Below are 15,883 nucleotides of genomic sequence, written 5' to 3' on the forward strand. Positions count from 1 at the left end.
TGCCAAAGCTGCTCGAGTCAGTTATATTTGAGCGATAAACTAGAAAAAGTCACATCGTTTTTTTTCTTTTGTTTACAATTAGTAAAGATTGGTGGGACTTGGAGGGGCAATGGAAAGCAGATTACAACAGCGTCGAATTTTGATGGTTGAAGATACCGCCTCGGTCGCTGCGTTATATAAGTCATACCTCAATCCACTGGGGGTATCCGTGACTATTGTCGGGTCGGGGGCGGAAGCGCTGGACTTTGTCAAAGGTGTCACGCCCGATTTGATCCTGCTCGACCTGCGGTTACCTGATATGCAAGGCATGCAGGTGCTTGAAGTTGTTAAGCAAGATAATCCCGACATACCTGTGGTCATTATGACAGCGCATGGCTCAATTGATGTGGCTGTTGAAGCGATGCGATATGGAGCCATCGATTTTCTTATCAAGCCTTGCGAAGCTGATCGGCTGCGGGTGACCGTCAACAATGCACTGAAAGACGGAGACCGTAAGGCCAAAGGTGAAACCTACCAGGCTGCGCCCAAGCAGTCCGGTGCCCAATACCAAGGATTTATCGGTAACAGTCTCCCAATGCAGGCGGTTTACCGCGTGATTGAGTCTGCCGCAGCCAGTAAAGCCACTGTGTTTATCACCGGGGAAAGCGGTACAGGTAAAGAGGTGTGTGCCGAGGCGGTGCATGCGGCCAGTCCGCGAAATGACAAACCTTTTGTTGCGCTCAATTGTGCTGCGATTCCCAAAGAGCTGATTGAGAGTGAACTATTCGGTCATGTGAAAGGGGCGTTTACCGGTGCGTCGACCGAGCGCCAAGGTGCCGTCGAGTTAGCGAATAATGGTACGCTTTTCCTTGACGAGCTTTGTGAAATGGATTTGGATTTGCAAAGCAAATTGCTCAGGTTTATCCAGACAGGCACCTACCAAAAGGTCGGCTCATCCAAAACCAGCACGGTCGATGTCCGTTTTGTTTGTGCGACTAACCGTAACCCTTGGCTGGAAGTGCAAGAAGGGCGCTTTCGTGAAGACCTTTATTATCGCCTGCATGTTATTCCCGTGACCTTGCCTCCGCTCCGTGAACGGGGGGGAGACGTGATGGAGATAGCCCATGCCTTGCTGGCGTTGATGTCTGTTGAGGAGGGCAAAAATTTCTCCCGCTTCTCCCCTGAGGTCAGGTCACTGTTCGAGCAATACCATTGGCAGGGCAATGTTCGTGAGCTGCAAAACGTTATTCGAAATATCGTTGTGCTAAATTCTGGCGAAGAAGTAACTTTGGAGATGGTCCCCCCTCCAATTAACCAAGCTGGTGTTAAAATTGCATCATTTCAGCCTGTTGTCACTGGCAGCATAGAGGGGGAAGCTCTTCAACCCGAGCCCAGTGCAATAACAATATTAGATAAATCGCAGGTTGAACCGCTGTGGATTGTTGAAAAGCGCGCAATCCAAGCTGCTATCGATGCTTGTGATGGCAATATTCCACGTGCTGCGGGTTTGCTTGAAGTCAGTCCGTCGACAATTTACCGTAAATTACAAGCCTGGCAGGAATCGCAAGGTTAGTTGTAGGGAGAGAAATACATGGCAATGACAATTAATGCCGAGACTATTAAACGTATGGCAGATGAAGTCGGTCAGGAAACATTGACATTACTCCTCAATGTATTTAGCGATGAATTGGAACAGTACCAGCGCCAGCTCTTGGACCAGCCCTCGATCAGTCAGGTCAGAGAGATCTGTCATTCGATAAAAAGCAGTGCGGCCAGTTTCGGTGCTGATGAGCTCGCGGATATGGCCCAAGAGTGTGAATCACGTGTCAAGCAAGGGCAGAATGAGTGGATTGTCACCCATCTGCCAGAATTCAGGCAGATGGTAGAAGGTATGGCAATTGAGTACAAGCGCCTAGCCAGCCATGATAATCCGGTGAATAGCCTGTTTTAACTTTTCCCTGTCGTGCCGCCATTGATGGTTGTTAGATGCTAAAGAGGTAATATGCTGGTTGTATCTTTCATCCAGCGCCTCAGATTTCACGTCAGCAAGCACAGTGTCAATTTGGCGGCCGCCCATCGAGCGTTCACACCAACTGAGCATCTGCGGTAGCGTCATCATACCTGCCGGGCCGTGTTCTTTATCCAGGTTCGTGACAAAGACAATTCTGGCTTTGCATTTCTTCAACGCTTGCTCAATTTCTTTCAACAACAGTGGTGGCATGACGCTGGTCAGGAAACTGCCCGGGCCGAGCAAGATAATGTCGGCTTGCTGGATAGCGATGACGGCTTCTTTGGTTGCCGGCACCGCCGGCTCGATATACAGCCGCAGTGGTATATCCGCCAGTTCATCCACGCTGGTTTCACCGCAAATGATCTCGCCACCCGGTGTCATTGCTGATAAATCGGCAGGGTGCTCGGTCATCGGTACAATATGCGTTTTAACCTTTAGCATATCGCGGATTAAGTTGATGGCTTCCAAGGGCCTGACCGACAGGTTGTCCAGGGCTTTTAGCATCAGATTCCCCAAGTTGTGGCCATTCAACTCGCCATTGCCCCGGAATCGATACTCGAAAATCATCGAGCCAACGGAAGGCTCAGTAATGAGTTGGTTGATACAGTTGCGGGTATCGCCCCAGGCAATCCCCCCTTGGCAGGCGCGGATCCGGCCAGTTGAGCCACCATTGTCGGTAGTGGTTACAATACCGGTCACATTCTCGCCAAATTCAGATAGGGCCGAGAGCATACGGCCGAGACCATGGCCTCCACCAATAGCAACAATTTTGGCTTCTGTAATATTTTTCACTGTAGTGTCTGTCATCATTGGCTGAAAAGTGTGAACTAAGTAGATGCAGTGTACCGCGTTAGTTGCACTGAATACAGATGTTGTCCCCGTGGTGGTATGCCTGTCACGTATTGTGGGCGTAGAGCGAATAAAAAATGCCCTCCGTCTAGTGAGGGCATAGGGTTATGCGGGGCCGGCTTAGCATGGGCGAGGCAGAATTATGATGCTGCTATTTCGCCTAATGGGTTTTTTGCATAATGCTGATCAGATAATCATATGTGTCGAGGCAGCTTGGGGCTGTTAGCAGCATCTGCTTTTCACTGGCCGGCACAGGAAGCAGCTCCAGCCAGCGCTGGCAAAGCCAGCTCAGGTTGTCGAATTGTTTTTTATGGTGCAGCTCACCGAGCTCCGGATGCTTGCTGAACATTTGCTTGAGCTTTTCAGCCAGGATTTGCTGGTCTTGGCGCACCTTGGTTTCGGGCCAAGGGGGAATAAACTGGCAGTCACCACAGAAGAAGCCTTCGTCAGTTTGCTCCAGGTGGTTAATCGTGAAATTTTCGTGGCCCGCAACAGTAACGATTAAACAGCCGTTGTTTGGTGAGATATCAAAATCTTCAACCGTAACACGGGTACCGATTTGGAAGAAATTGTGCCCGTGCTCGTCTTGGTCGAACATGCAAACACCAAAACTGTTACCTTCACGCAGGGCAGCTTTGAAAGCTTCCATCTGCGGCCCTGGAGCAATACGTAGAGGAATGCGCCCACCGGGTAAGACGTGGCGTTTTTGGAAGAGTAGCGGTATGTAGGTTTTCATAGTCTAATCCGGTTGCAAATTGTCTGGTGAAATAGACACTGCAAATGGGATACCAGAATTACATACCGCATATAATTAGTGTTTGGCGCTTTTGACCCAATTTGTCTTTTTAAAATGCAAAAAAGTACCAATTCGCGATTTGCATTTTGCGAATTATTTCTGATTCGCAATGATTTTCATCGCACTATCGCTTGGTAGCAACTCTAAATGACTTTGCTCATCAAAGTACCAGCCTTTGATCAATCCTTTCTCCTGCATGTCAATAAAACCATCAATTACAAGCTTGGCTTGTTCGCGAGCATGTGCCAAATCGAGCCCCTCTTCACGTTGTAAATACAGGGCAATATCATCGACTGTCGCAGATTCAATAATATTGGACATAATATCCTCACAATCAGTAAGAAATTTACCGGGTATTCCCTTTAGTAGTATTGTCGTGATTTCGGCTGAAAGGTAGAATGCAGCACGAAAAACCTGAGAGTTTGCCTGTATGGCATTTCCTCTGATATTTTTATAACTAATACGCTATTGTGCGCATTTTGGTTTTATCCTGTGCGGTACAATTGCCATGCTCCGAGCTTTTTTCACTAAGTTCCCTACAGCAGGGGATAAGTGACTCAAGCCAGTGACAGGTTGTCACCAGGGTCGATAAAGAAATGCATCGGCCTCCCGTACTTGGAAAGGTGTTCCGTGGCGAAACAATTTGAAGATAATTTCCATCGCAAGTTCTATTACTTGCGTTTGTCGGTTACAGACGTCTGTAACTTTAAGTGCACTTACTGCTTGCCTGATGGCTACCACCCTCAACAGAAGAAAAAGCCATCATTCCTGACGCTTGATGAGATTCGACGCGTGACCGGGGCGTTTGCTGAGTGTGGCACGTCAAAGGTGCGCATTACCGGTGGTGAGCCGAGCCTGCGCCGTGATTTTACCGATATCATCCGTGCGGTTGCCGAGCAACCTGGTATCCGTAAAGTCGCAACCACAACCAATGGCTACCGCATGGCCAGGCATGTCCATGAGTGGCGGGAAGCTGGCCTCACTAACATCAATGTCAGTGTTGATAGCCTTGATCCGAAGATGTTCTACCAAATCACCGGTGAGAATATGTTCAATCAGGTGATGGAGGGGATTGATGCCGCCTTTGATGCCGGCTTCGAGCAAGTAAAAGTCAATACCGTATTGCTCAAAGACCTCAATTCACAGCAATTGCCGCAGTTCCTTAACTGGATCAAGACCCGGCCAATTCAGCTGCGCTTTATTGAACTGATGCAGACCGGTGAAATGGACGAACTGTTCAATAACCACCATGTGTCCGGTGTCAGCATTCGTAACTACCTCATTGCCAATGGCTGGGTACTGAAGCTGAAAAGCAACAACGATGGCCCAGCGCAAGTCTTTTGCCACCCCGATTACCAGGGTGAAATCGGCCTGATCATGCCGTACGAGAAAGATTTCTGTAAGAGCTGCAACCGCCTGCGCGTTTCTGCCTTGGGTAAACTACACCTGTGTCTATTTGGTGAACATGGCGTGGATTTACGCGATCTGCTCCAGCAGGATGAACAGCGCGACGAGCTTATAGCCCGGATTCAAGGGGGGCTAGCTGAAAAAGCGGTGAGCCATTTCCTCGATGAGGGGAATACCGGCATGACACCAAACCTAGCCTCTATCGGTGGCTAAACGCCACCTTTCAAATTTTCTTTTTCTGTTTTGGGACAGACGGATGAACCAATTTACGCATATCAATGCTTCTGGGGAAGCTAACATGGTTGACGTGTCAGCAAAAAATGACACGGTTCGAGAAGCACGCGCTGAAGCATTTGTGCACATGGCGCCGGAAACACTGCAGCTGATTGTCTCGGGTCAGCATCATAAGGGTGACGTGTTTGCCACCGCTCGTATTGCCGGTATTCAGGCGGCAAAAAAAACATGGGATTTGATCCCTCTCTGCCACCCGTTGTTGCTATCGAAAGTCGAAGTACAGCTCGAAGCGATTGAAGCCGAAAACAAGGTTCGTATCGAGTCATGCTGTAAACTGGCTGGTAAGACGGGGGTTGAAATGGAAGCCTTGACGGCAGCCTCGGTAGCAGCGTTGACCATTTATGATATGTGCAAGGCCGTACAGAAAGACATGGTGATCGGGCAAGTTCGCTTGTTGGAAAAAACAGGCGGGAAATCTGGGCATTTTAAGGTGGAATCATGATTAGCGTATTATTTTTCGCACAAGTAAAAGAACTTGTCGGGGTCGATCGTCTAGAAGTGGCGGCTGAATTCTCCACGGCTGAATCTTTGCGTCAGCATCTGGCAGAGAAAGGTGACAAGTGGCAGTTGGCGCTGGAGCAGGGCAAGCTGCTGGTGGCGATTAATCAAACGATCAGCTCGCTCGAGAGTGAAATTAAAGACGGTGACGAAGTGGCTTTCTTCCCACCTGTAACTGGGGGCTAAACATGATTTCAGTTCAGTTTGAAGACTTCTCTGTTGCTGAAGAGTACAGCCTGCTATCACAGGGTACCGATGCCGGTGCGGTCGTTACCTTTATCGGAAAAGTCCGTGATTTCAACCAGGGCGATGCCGTCACGGGATTGTCACTGGAACACTATCCGGGTATGACCGAAAAATCCCTGGCCGAGATCGTTGAGCAGGCGCGTGAGCGTTGGCCGTTATTGAAAACCCGTGTTATCCACCGTGTGGGTGATCTAGAGCTTGGCGATCAGATTGTCTTTGTCGGCGTTACCAGTGCGCACCGCGGAGCTGCCTTTGAAGCCTGTGAGTTCATTATGGATTACCTGAAAACCCGCGCGCCGTTTTGGAAGAAAGAGCAGACGCCGGATGAGTCTCGCTGGGTCGATGCTCGAGAAACCGATACGTCTGCCGCGGATCGCTGGCAGAAAAAATAGTTATACTATCTGGCACCTGTACCCTGCAGGTGCCAACATCGCCACGCCTCACGCCTCACGCCTCACGCCTCACGCCTCACGCCTCACGCCTCACGCCTCACGCCTCACGCTCGCATAATCTTTCTCTATTATTCAGCTATTCTTTCACCATGCTCTGTGCTACTTTGAAATTGAAGGTATAAATAACCATTAAAAGTGAATGGTTATGGTTTTATGGCTTGGTGGACTAGGCCAGGTGCAATATCAAGCAAAGCAGAAGGAGTATGCCTATGATCAGGAGCGATCGACTACTCTATGAACTACAACCTGACGGTTTTGGCGGGCGCCACTGTGAATCTTGGGAAGAGTGGCAACCCAAAGCGCATCAGGCCCTGCCCAATTTTCCCGACGATGTGTTGAAGCAGTGGCTATACCGACACTGGAAAGGCGTGTTGTGCAACTGGGGATGGTTGGATTTTCAGTCAATGCGGTTTGAACTTGAATCCTGGACCAGCGAGCAAATTCAGTCACAGATCCGTACCCCACACCAGGAGGTGGTGGATAAGTTATCGCGCCGGATGACAAACCCTATTTTTCAGCGCAGCTGGCTGGTACAGCAGATGCAGGAAATGGGGACGTGGCCGCAGGCACCTATCGTCCTGAGGTATGAACGCGATATCGCCATGGCGAATGGCAAGTCGCTAAAGGCACCTTTTAACCTGTTGGAAGGCCACCATCGGTTGGCATACTTAAATAAGATTATTGAGCAGGGAGCATATCACCAGGATAAGCATGATATTTGGGTGATTCGTATCCCTACCCATTAATAGAATAATCCACTAGTTCATCCACGAATTGATGAAAGGGGGAGTAGCGGTAACGCTACTTCCTTTTTTATATCCATATGGTTTCTTATTGAGTGTTAACATTGTAGCGCGGGAAATGTGTCTCACATGTTGCCGTTTTGTTTCCGTTGCTGCTCAAAAAACAACCGTCCGACCTTTTTTGTTATATCTTTTTTTACTTTATTTATTCTACTTATGCGTTTTTGTTATTGAAAATCTTGTCTTTTGGTCTACCGCTCTGCTGAATAAAACCTGAACATAATTGGCCTCTGGTTGAATAATAATGGTGTTTGGTGGGGTTTTTATGATTTTTTATGTTTTTAATTTATGTTTTTTTGCTTAGTGCAAAGTGTTGAGATGTTTTTTTATGTCAGTTTTTTGCTCTATTGATGATTTTTTTTGTTGTTGATATGTTTCTTTTCGGCTCAGGACGAGTCAGCAAGATTAAAAAAATTATTACAGGTAAGTAAAAATGAAAAAAACACTTCTAGCAGTAGCAATCCCAGCAGTACTTTTCGCTCATTCCGCATCCGCCGTAGAACTTCTAAAAACCGACGAGGCGCTTGTCGACTTCTATGGCCAACTTCGTACTGAAGTGAAAAAGTTAGAGGATAAGGATGTCACTCTAAATGCGGGCTCATCACGTGCAGGCGTACAGGCACAGTACGCTGTAACAGATTCGGTAAATATCTTCGGTAAGGTCGAGTTCGGTCTGAACTACAACACCGCAAAAGAAGATTACACCATGAAAAACCGTCTACACTTCGCCGGTGTGGACACTGATTTCGGTAAGTTTTCGTTCGGCCGCCAATGGGTGGTTGCGGATGATATCTACGGCGCTGATTACTCATACTTCTTTGGCGGCACCGCGCTACGTTACTCAACACTTTCTGGTGCCCGACATGACTCGCTGATCAAATACAATTACGAGGGTGAAAACTTCATCCTTGCGGGTAACGTTGGTCTAGCAGAAGATGACACTAACCAGGAGCTAGCAGAACTTTATGTGGCATCTAGCTTCGGTGATTTTAACTTCCACTTGGGTGGTGGTGTAAACCGCGATAAGTCTTTTGATGTTGAAGACCAAACTGCGGATATTGAAAACACTTACTTTGAGGGTACAGTTGAGTACACCTTTGGCCCGGCACTGATCGGCTTCACCTACTACAATGCTGAGCTGAAAAACAAAGGCACAGGTAACACCATCGATGAAGACGGCTATAGCCTTGCCGGTACTTACAGCTGGGCAGATAACGCAACAGCGTACGCTGGTTTTGAATACACAGAGCAAGAGTCAAAAGCGATTGCTACGGATGGTGACGGCAAGCTGTTCTACATCGGTACCGACTACCACTTCAACAGCTGGTCACGTATCTACGTTGAATACGCTTACGCGGACGGTGACACACTGGGTTACACCAACAAAGGTAGCGATAGCTTCGTAGGCGTAGCTTCGGCAGACGGCGAGAGCAGCTTCGCAGTCGGTGCTCGCGTTTACTGGTAAGCCTACCCAACGTTCATTGTCTTATTTATTTTTGCCCGGCCAAGCGCCGGGCTTTTTTGTGCATGACAAAGAGAAATGGCGAAAAGGAATATAAAGAAGGGAAAGCAATCGAACTTATTGAGCTGCTGGTAGCACTTTCTTTTGGCGGCATTGAGCTCCATCCTCAGCCGATTGATATCGGCTTGCTGTTGACTGAGCTTCTGCTGGCGTGACTGGATGGTCTGGAGCATATGCGGTACCTGAGAAAGGCTCAGACCACAATAAAAAAAAGCCCCTCGGTGAGGGGCTTTGTGGGTTTGTCTATCAAAGTTGTTGATACGCTTATTCCGCTTTTGGCTTGCGTGATGGTGGTACGTAGCCGTGGCGGACGCGGGAAGGACTTGGACGCGAGAAACAACCTGCTGGTCTCATATTTTTTGACTCTCAAGGGTAACGGAACGGGAACGGAATATGGCTCAAACCAAAGCTTTAGCCAACAAAACGATAGTAGCGTTAATGAGACGTAAGAGAAACGTATCAAAGTTGGAAAGTTCAGCTATGTGAGAACTTAATCTATTAACTTTGTTTGATATACAGTTTGGTTATTACAACGCAGTGCCTCTTCACCCAGAGAAAGGCAGGATCACGGATCCTGTGCCATAGTTAATTCTGTGCCGGGTGTGAAGAGTCCACTTGGTATCTGTCTATCTGTTATGGGTCAATAGTGCTGTGGTTAACAGCGGAGGGTTCCATGAAGCATAAAAGAATGTCAAACCGTCGTATCAAGCAAATGCTGGAAGATATCAATCACGATGGTTTATTTGATGAGGCAATTAGTAACGAGCACAACGCGATGGTAGAGGGCAAGGAACAATCAATTAATGAAGTGCCTCCGAACATAAACATGGATAGCGAGAACAAATAAGAAAGCGCCGCAAGGCGCTTTTTTTTATGGTTAAAAGTCATGTTTTTACATGTTTGTTATTGACATATTGAGCTACTGTGAAAAATTGAAGTTATTTCTGCTGTATATTTATGCAATCTTACAATTATTTATTCAATTTTTACTTTTTTTTGGCTCAACTGGCGGATTTTTCTCTTGATTTTGGATTTTGTGATAGATCTGGCTGCGACGTAACTTTGAACTAGTCACTTATACTAGCGGCATATTGCTGTTTAAGAATTATGTTGGTTTTTGTAATCAAAATGTGGCAAATTACTTCAATGCCTGATAATGTTTTGACCAATTCTTCGGTTTGCTTTGTATTGTTTAGGATTAACGATGCAAATATTGTGAGATGGCACCGGCTGGAGAACGCAAGGACGTATCTAACGATGTATTGGAGTTAATGCATGTATAAGAATAAAATCACCCAGGCGATTCTTCTGGGCGCTGGCATGGCTGTAGCGGCTACTTCTTTTTCTACTCTTGCTGCTGACGTGCCGGAAGGGGTAAAACTTGCTGCCAAGCAAGAGTTGGTGCGCGGTAACGGTACGGAAGTTGCCTCGCTAGACCCACACAAAACGGAAGGTGTGCCTGAGTCACACGTTATCCGTGACCTGCTTGAAGGCTTGGTAAACCAAGATGAAAACGGTAATACTGTCCCTGGTGTTGCTGAGAGCTGGGAAACTACCGACAACCGCACTTTCACATTCCACCTGCGCAAAGATGCTAAATGGTCCAACGGCGATCCTGTAACTGCACACGACTTCGTGTACAGCTTCAAGCGTGCTGTTGATCCGGCGACGGCATCGCCATATTCATGGTACCTAGAAATGACAACCATGAAGAACGCAGATGAAATCATTGCAGGTAAAGCTGACAAAGAAACGCTTGGCGTATCGGCAAAAGACGATTACACACTGGTTGTTGAGCTTGAGCAGGCTGTTCCATATTTCGTTAAGATGATGGGCCACACCACAGTTAAGCCAGTAAACCGCAAGGTTGTCGAGAAGTTCGGCGACAACTGGACCAAGCCAGAAAACTTCGTTGGTAACGGAGCTTACACCCTGGACAACTGGGTTGTGAACGAGCGTATCGTGTTAACTCGCAACGAAAACTACTGGGATAACGGCAACACGGTTATCAACAAGGTTACGTTCCTGCCAATCGAAAACCAGGTTGCTGAAATGAACCGCTTCCTGGCGGGCGAGATCGACATCACCAACGAACTGCCAAACGAGCACTTCCGCCGTCTCCAGAACCAGCACGCTGATTCTGTGTCTATTTCTGGTAACCTGTGTTCCTACTACTACGGCTTCAACAACGAAAAAGCGCCATTTAACGATGTGCGTGTTCGTAAGGCGCTGTCTTACGCGATTGACCGTGACGTAGTGACCAAAGCACTGCTAGGCCAAGGCCAGAAGCCAGGCTATTTCCTGACGCCAGAAATCACTGCCAACTTCAACCCAGTGACGCCTGAGTACGGTCAAATGACGCAGAAAGAGCGTAACGTTAAAGCGAAAGAGCTGCTTGAGGAAGCAGGTTTTGGCCCGGGCAACCCACTGAACTTCACTCTGCTTTACAACACTTCAGAAAACCACAAGAAGATTGCTGTCGCGATTGCTTCTATGTGGAAGAAGAACCTGAACGTCACAGCTACGCTTGAGAACCAAGAGTGGAAAACGTACCTAGATACTCGCCGTCAGGGTAACTTCGACGTTACACGTGCAGGCTGGTGTGGTGACTACAACGAAGCATCAAGCTTCCTGTCACTGATGCAGAGCAACAACAGTTCTAACGACCCTCGTTACAACAGCAAGGCATACGATGCGATCATGGCAAAAGCACTGGAGTCCACTTCAGATGCAGAGCGTGAGCAGCTTTACATCGAGGCTGAGAAGCTGCTAGCCAAAGACATGCCTATTGCTCCTATCTACCAATATGTTAAAGCGCGTCTGGTTAACCCGAAAGTGGGTGGCTACCCTGCGAACAACGCAGAAGACAAGCTTTTCTCCAAAGATATGTACATCATTGCTGACTAATAGCCAGCAAGAAGCATGATAATAAGCGCTGCTCTCGGGACGGGAGCAGTGCCCTTTCTGGTTTTTCACGCCAGTATTTATTGACTGTCACAGACTAAAAAGAACGGTGGAGTTTATGATTAAATTCATCGCAAAACGGATTTTTGAAGCAATACCGACCCTGTTGGTGTTAATCACAATTTCCTTTTTCTTGATGCGCTTTGCACCAGGCAACCCATTTTCCAGCGAGCGTCCGCTTCCTCCGGAAGTGATGGCTAACATCGAGGCCAAGTACGGTCTGGATAAGCCGGTATTCGAACAATACACCACGTACCTTGGCAATATTGTGCAAGGTGATTTCGGGCCTTCTTTCAAATATAAAGATTTCACCGTCAACGAGCTGGTGTCTAAAGCCCTGCCGGTCTCGGCGAAAATCGGCTTCTTTGCCTTTATTTTTGCATTGGTGATGGGGGTCACCGTCGGCACCATTGCCGCCTTGAAGCAAAACAGTTGGATAGACTACTGCATAATGTCGACGGCCATGGCCGGGGTGGTGATGCCGTCGTTTATTCTCGCCCCGGTACTGATCTATATCTTCTCGATTAACTTGGGCTGGCTACCCGCGGGTGGCTGGAACGACGGCGGCCTGAAATTTATGCTGTTGCCAATGATGGGGATGTCGCTGCTGTACGTAGCAACCTTCGCCCGTATTACCCGTGGTAGCATGATCGAAACCCTCAACAGTAACTTCATCCGTACCGCTCGCGCGAAAGGCTTGAGCTACGGCTATATCATTATCAAGCACGCCCTGAAGCCAGCGTTGCTGCCAGTTGTTTCCTACATGGGGCCGGCTTTCGTCGGTATCATCACGGGTTCGGTGGTTATCGAAACCATTTTCGGCCTGCCGGGTATCGGTAAGCTGTTCGTAAACGCCGCCTTCAACCGTGACTACTCTCTAGTATTGGGTATCACTATCCTGATTGGTTCTTTGACCATTATTTTTAACGCCATTGTCGACATTGTGCTGGCGTACATTGATCCGAAAATCCGTTACTAAGGAGCCCAACCGATGATGCTGACTAAAAAAGAAAACGTAGAAGCGGTTGAGAATTTTTCCGAGCAATTGGAAATTGAAGGCCGTAGTTTGTGGCAGGATGCCCGCATCCGCTTTATGCGCAATAAAGCGGCGATGGTGAGCTTGACGATCCTGAGCTTGATCACTTTAGCAGTGATCTTTGGCCCGATGTTCAGTAACTATGCATTTGATGACACCGACTGGTATGCACTGCACGCCGCCCCAAGTTTTGGTCCGGAAGGCCACTACTTCGGTACTGACAGTCTAGGCCGAGACTTGTTCACCCGTACGCTGATCGGCGGCCGTATCTCCCTGATGGTAGGTATCATGGGGGCATTGGTAGCGGTCTTGATAGGGACGCTTTACGGTGCAACCTCCGGCTTTATTGGTGGCCGTACTGACCGCGTGATGATGCGTATTCTGGAAATTCTCTACTCGATCCCGTTCATGTTCTTCGTGATCGTACTGGTAACCTTCTTTGGCCGTAACATCATGCTGATCTTCGTCGCGATCGGTGCGATTTCATGGCTCGACATGGCACGTATCGTTCGTGGCCAAACCCTATCGTTGCGCAGCAAGGAGTTCATCGAGGCGGCCCGGGTATCTGGCGTAAGCCAGTGGCGGATCATTACCCGCCATATCGTGCCGAACGTACTGGGTATCGTCGCGGTTTACTCAACCTTGCTAGTGCCATCCATGATCCTGACCGAGTCATTCCTGAGTTTCCTCGGCTTGGGGGTACAGGAGCCAATGACCAGCTGGGGCGCGTTGCTGCAGGAAGGTTCACAAACGATGGAAGTCGCCATTTGGCAGCTGATGTTCCCAGCGGCATTTATGGTGGTGACGTTGTTCTGCTTTAACTATGTGGGTGACGGTTTGCGTGACGCACTGGATCCAAAAGACAGATAACAAGAAGCCCTGGGCCTGCCGCCACGGAAGCCGGACGGCAGGTCAGGGGTAGATAGATTATAAGGAAGTACTATGAGCTTATTAGATGTCAAAGATCTACGCGTAGAATTCAAAACTCAAGACGGCATTGTCACCGCGGTAAACGATCTAAACTTTTCGCTCAGCCAAGGCGAGACCTTGGGTATCGTAGGTGAATCCGGTTCGGGCAAGAGCCAGACGGTATTCGCTATCATGGGCCTACTGGCCAAAAACGGCACTATCAGCGGCAGCGCCAAATTTGAAGGCCGTGAAATTCTCAACCTACCGGAAAAAGAACTTAACCGGATCCGCGCCGAACAAATCGCGATGATTTTCCAGGATCCGATGACGTCACTCAATCCGTACATGAAAGTCAGCGATCAGTTGATGGAAGTGCTGATGCTGCATAAAGGCATGGGCAAGGCGGAAGCGTTCGAAGAAAGTGTTCGTATGCTGGAAGCGGTGAAAATCCCTGAGGCCCGCAAGCGGATTACCATGTACCCGCACGAGTTTTCAGGTGGTATGCGCCAGCGTGTGATGATAGCCATGGCGCTGCTGTGCCGCCCTAAGCTGCTGATTGCCGATGAGCCGACCACGGCATTGGACGTAACGGTCCAGGCGCAGATCATGGAGCTGCTCAACGAGCTGAAGAATGACTTCAACACTGCGATCATTATGATCACCCACGATCTCGGTGTGGTTGCCGGTAGCTGTGACAAAGTATTGGTAATGTACGCTGGCCGTACTATGGAATACGGCAAGATTGATGAGATCTTCTACAAGCCATCGCACCCATATACCGAAGGCTTGTTGAAAGCGATCCCGCGCCTTGATACCGAGGGCGAAGAGCTGCCAACAATCCCCGGTAACCCACCTAACTTACTGAGTTTGCCAGTCGGCTGTCCTTACCAGGAACGATGCCATCGTGTATCTAGCCGTTGTTCGCAAGAAGCGCCTCAATTGAAGGCATTTACTGAAGGTCGCTTGCGCGCGTGTTTTTCTGATATGGGGACGTGGTAATGGAAGCTCAAAAGAAAGTATTACTTGATATTCATGATCTGAAGGTTCACTTCAGCATTGCCCAGAAATCTGCGTGGCCGTGGACCAAACCATTGAGCTTGAAAGCGGTTGATGGTGTTGATATCCGTCTCTATGAAGGTGAGACGCTAGGTGTGGTGGGCGAATCTGGTTGTGGTAAATCAACCTTCGCCCGTGCGGTTATCGGCTTGGTTGAAGCTACTGAAGGCAAGGTGGTTTGGTTGGGTCAGGACTTGACCAAACTTGATCACAAAGAGATGCGCGAAAAACGCAAAGACATCCAGATGATTTTCCAAGATCCGCTGGCATCGCTGAACCCGCGTATGACGGTAGGTGAAATTATCGCTGAGCCATTGAAAGCTTATTTCCCGGAGCTTTCGGCAGATGATGTGAAACAGCAAGTTAAGGCCATGATGGCCAAAGTAGGTTTGCTACCTAACGTAATCAACCGTTACCCGCATGAATTCTCTGGCGGTCAGTGTCAGCGTATCGGTATTGCCCGCGCCTTGATCTTAAAACCGAAGCTGATTATTTGTGATGAGCCGGTATCTGCTTTGGACGTATCGATCCAGGCCCAGGTGGTTAACCTGCTTAAGTCGCTGCAGAAAGAAATGGGACTGAGCCTGATCTTCATTGCCCACGACTTGTCGGTAGTGAAGCACATCTCGGACCGCGTGCTGGTGATGTACTTGGGGAATGCGGTTGAGATGGGCGAAGCCGAGGCACTGTTCAGTGAGCCGAAGCACCCATACACCAAAGCCTTGATGTCGGCAGTACCGATCCCGGATCCGGATCTGGAGCGTACTAAGCATATCGAGTTGCTAGAAGGGGATCTGCCTTCGCCAATGAACCCGCCATCGGGCTGTGTTTTCCGAACCCGTTGTCCGGTTGCGACTGCCGATTGTGCCAAGACAAAACCGTCATTGAATGGTGATGATGTTCATGCTGTTTCCTGCTTGAACGTCCAATAATTGAAGCCTGTGACAGGCTTTGGGCGCGGTGTAAAAACCGCGCTTTTTTTGTACCCCAGCTATTTTGCGGCATGAAACTGGAACAGCCTTAACAGGGTTGTATCATCGTTTTATGCCAGGGAAGTAAGC

Annotated in this window: 18 protein-coding genes and 1 riboswitch; of the genes, 15 read left to right on the forward strand and 3 right to left on the reverse strand. The window is 48.6% G+C overall.

Going from position 1 to position 15,883, the window contains the following annotated elements; genetic code table 11:
- The first annotated feature begins 109 nt into the window (after window positions 1-109).
- Window positions 110-1,552, forward strand: coding sequence for a quorum-sensing sigma-54 dependent transcriptional regulator LuxO (gene luxO / locus PTW35_RS05590; RefSeq protein WP_281026856.1), 1,443 nt, complete (start codon window positions 110-112; stop codon window positions 1,550-1,552).
- Window positions 1,553-1,570: 18 nt separating this feature from the next.
- Window positions 1,571-1,930 carry an Hpt domain-containing protein gene (locus PTW35_RS05595; RefSeq protein ID WP_281026857.1) on the forward strand — a complete coding sequence of 120 codons (360 nt, stop codon included), beginning with the start codon at window positions 1,571-1,573 and terminating at the stop codon, window positions 1,928-1,930.
- On the opposite strand, the gene yvcK is transcribed toward PTW35_RS05595, so the two are convergent.
- The 3 genes from yvcK to PTW35_RS05610 all read right to left on the reverse strand — a co-directional run bounded on the left by yvcK (window position 1,892) and on the right by PTW35_RS05610 (window position 3,956).
- On the reverse strand, window positions 1,892-2,800 hold the full coding sequence (gene yvcK / locus PTW35_RS05600) for a uridine diphosphate-N-acetylglucosamine-binding protein YvcK (RefSeq protein ID WP_281026858.1): 909 nt from the start codon (window positions 2,798-2,800) through the stop codon (window positions 1,892-1,894). The genes PTW35_RS05595 and yvcK overlap by 39 nt on opposite strands.
- A gap of 199 nt (window positions 2,801-2,999) precedes the next feature.
- Window positions 3,000-3,575 (reverse strand): LON peptidase substrate-binding domain-containing protein, encoded by a 576-nt coding sequence (locus PTW35_RS05605; protein WP_281026859.1) that lies wholly within the window; start codon window positions 3,573-3,575, stop codon window positions 3,000-3,002.
- Window positions 3,576-3,728: 153 nt separating this feature from the next.
- Window positions 3,729-3,956, reverse strand: coding sequence for a hypothetical protein (locus PTW35_RS05610; protein WP_281026860.1), 228 nt, complete (start codon window positions 3,954-3,956; stop codon window positions 3,729-3,731).
- A gap of 178 nt (window positions 3,957-4,134) precedes the next feature.
- Window positions 4,135-4,277, forward strand: a riboswitch (molybdenum cofactor riboswitch).
- Here PTW35_RS05610 and moaA point away from each other — a divergent pair.
- The 13 genes from moaA (at window position 4,266) to oppF (ending at window position 15,754) form a co-directional block, all read left to right on the forward strand.
- Window positions 4,266-5,255 carry a GTP 3',8-cyclase MoaA gene (gene moaA, locus PTW35_RS05615; RefSeq protein ID WP_281026861.1) on the forward strand — a complete coding sequence of 330 codons (990 nt, stop codon included), beginning with the start codon at window positions 4,266-4,268 and terminating at the stop codon, window positions 5,253-5,255. It overlaps the preceding riboswitch by 12 nt.
- Before the next feature lie 43 nt (window positions 5,256-5,298).
- The gene (moaC, locus tag PTW35_RS05620; RefSeq protein WP_281026862.1) at window positions 5,299-5,778 is read left to right on the forward strand and encodes a cyclic pyranopterin monophosphate synthase MoaC; all 480 of its coding nucleotides are present in this window, start codon (window positions 5,299-5,301) and stop codon (window positions 5,776-5,778) included.
- Window positions 5,775-6,020 carry a molybdopterin synthase sulfur carrier subunit gene (gene moaD / locus PTW35_RS05625; protein ID WP_281026863.1) on the forward strand — a complete coding sequence of 82 codons (246 nt, stop codon included), beginning with the start codon at window positions 5,775-5,777 and terminating at the stop codon, window positions 6,018-6,020. The genes moaC and moaD overlap by 4 nt, the downstream gene beginning before the upstream one ends.
- A gap of 2 nt (window positions 6,021-6,022) precedes the next feature.
- A complete protein-coding gene (gene moaE / locus PTW35_RS05630; protein WP_281026864.1) occupies window positions 6,023-6,472 on the forward strand; it encodes a molybdopterin synthase catalytic subunit MoaE in 450 nt (149 codons plus the stop codon).
- A 269-nt stretch (window positions 6,473-6,741) separates the two neighbouring features.
- Window positions 6,742-7,278 carry a hypothetical protein gene (locus tag PTW35_RS05635; protein ID WP_281026865.1) on the forward strand — a complete coding sequence of 179 codons (537 nt, stop codon included), beginning with the start codon at window positions 6,742-6,744 and terminating at the stop codon, window positions 7,276-7,278.
- A 490-nt stretch (window positions 7,279-7,768) separates the two neighbouring features.
- Window positions 7,769-8,800 (forward strand): porin, encoded by a 1,032-nt coding sequence (locus PTW35_RS05640; protein ID WP_281026866.1) that lies wholly within the window; start codon window positions 7,769-7,771, stop codon window positions 8,798-8,800.
- Window positions 8,801-8,862: 62 nt separating this feature from the next.
- Window positions 8,863-9,012, forward strand: a complete 150-nt coding sequence (locus PTW35_RS05645; protein ID WP_281026867.1) for a hypothetical protein — start codon at window positions 8,863-8,865, stop codon at window positions 9,010-9,012.
- Window positions 9,013-9,530: 518 nt separating this feature from the next.
- Window positions 9,531-9,704 carry a hypothetical protein gene (locus PTW35_RS05650; RefSeq protein ID WP_281026868.1) on the forward strand — a complete coding sequence of 58 codons (174 nt, stop codon included), beginning with the start codon at window positions 9,531-9,533 and terminating at the stop codon, window positions 9,702-9,704.
- 428 nt (window positions 9,705-10,132) lie between these two features.
- Window positions 10,133-11,764 (forward strand): ABC transporter substrate-binding protein, encoded by a 1,632-nt coding sequence (locus tag PTW35_RS05655; RefSeq protein WP_281026870.1) that lies wholly within the window; start codon window positions 10,133-10,135, stop codon window positions 11,762-11,764.
- A gap of 115 nt (window positions 11,765-11,879) precedes the next feature.
- Window positions 11,880-12,800: an oligopeptide ABC transporter permease OppB gene (oppB, locus tag PTW35_RS05660; RefSeq protein ID WP_039463976.1), complete on the forward strand. Its 921-nt coding sequence runs from the start codon at window positions 11,880-11,882 to the stop codon at window positions 12,798-12,800.
- A 15-nt stretch (window positions 12,801-12,815) separates the two neighbouring features.
- Window positions 12,816-13,727, forward strand: coding sequence for an oligopeptide ABC transporter permease OppC (gene oppC / locus PTW35_RS05665; RefSeq protein ID WP_281027446.1), 912 nt, complete (start codon window positions 12,816-12,818; stop codon window positions 13,725-13,727).
- Between the two features lie 72 nt (window positions 13,728-13,799).
- Window positions 13,800-14,765: an ABC transporter ATP-binding protein gene (locus PTW35_RS05670; protein WP_281026871.1), complete on the forward strand. Its 966-nt coding sequence runs from the start codon at window positions 13,800-13,802 to the stop codon at window positions 14,763-14,765.
- On the forward strand, window positions 14,765-15,754 hold the full coding sequence (oppF, locus tag PTW35_RS05675; RefSeq protein WP_281026872.1) for a murein tripeptide/oligopeptide ABC transporter ATP binding protein OppF: 990 nt from the start codon (window positions 14,765-14,767) through the stop codon (window positions 15,752-15,754). Before PTW35_RS05670 ends, oppF begins: the two co-directional genes overlap by 1 nt.
- Window positions 15,755-15,883 lie beyond the last annotated feature (129 nt).

The organism is Photobacterium sp. DA100, from assembly GCF_029223585.1.
GTDB lineage: Bacteria > Pseudomonadota > Gammaproteobacteria > Enterobacterales > Vibrionaceae > Photobacterium.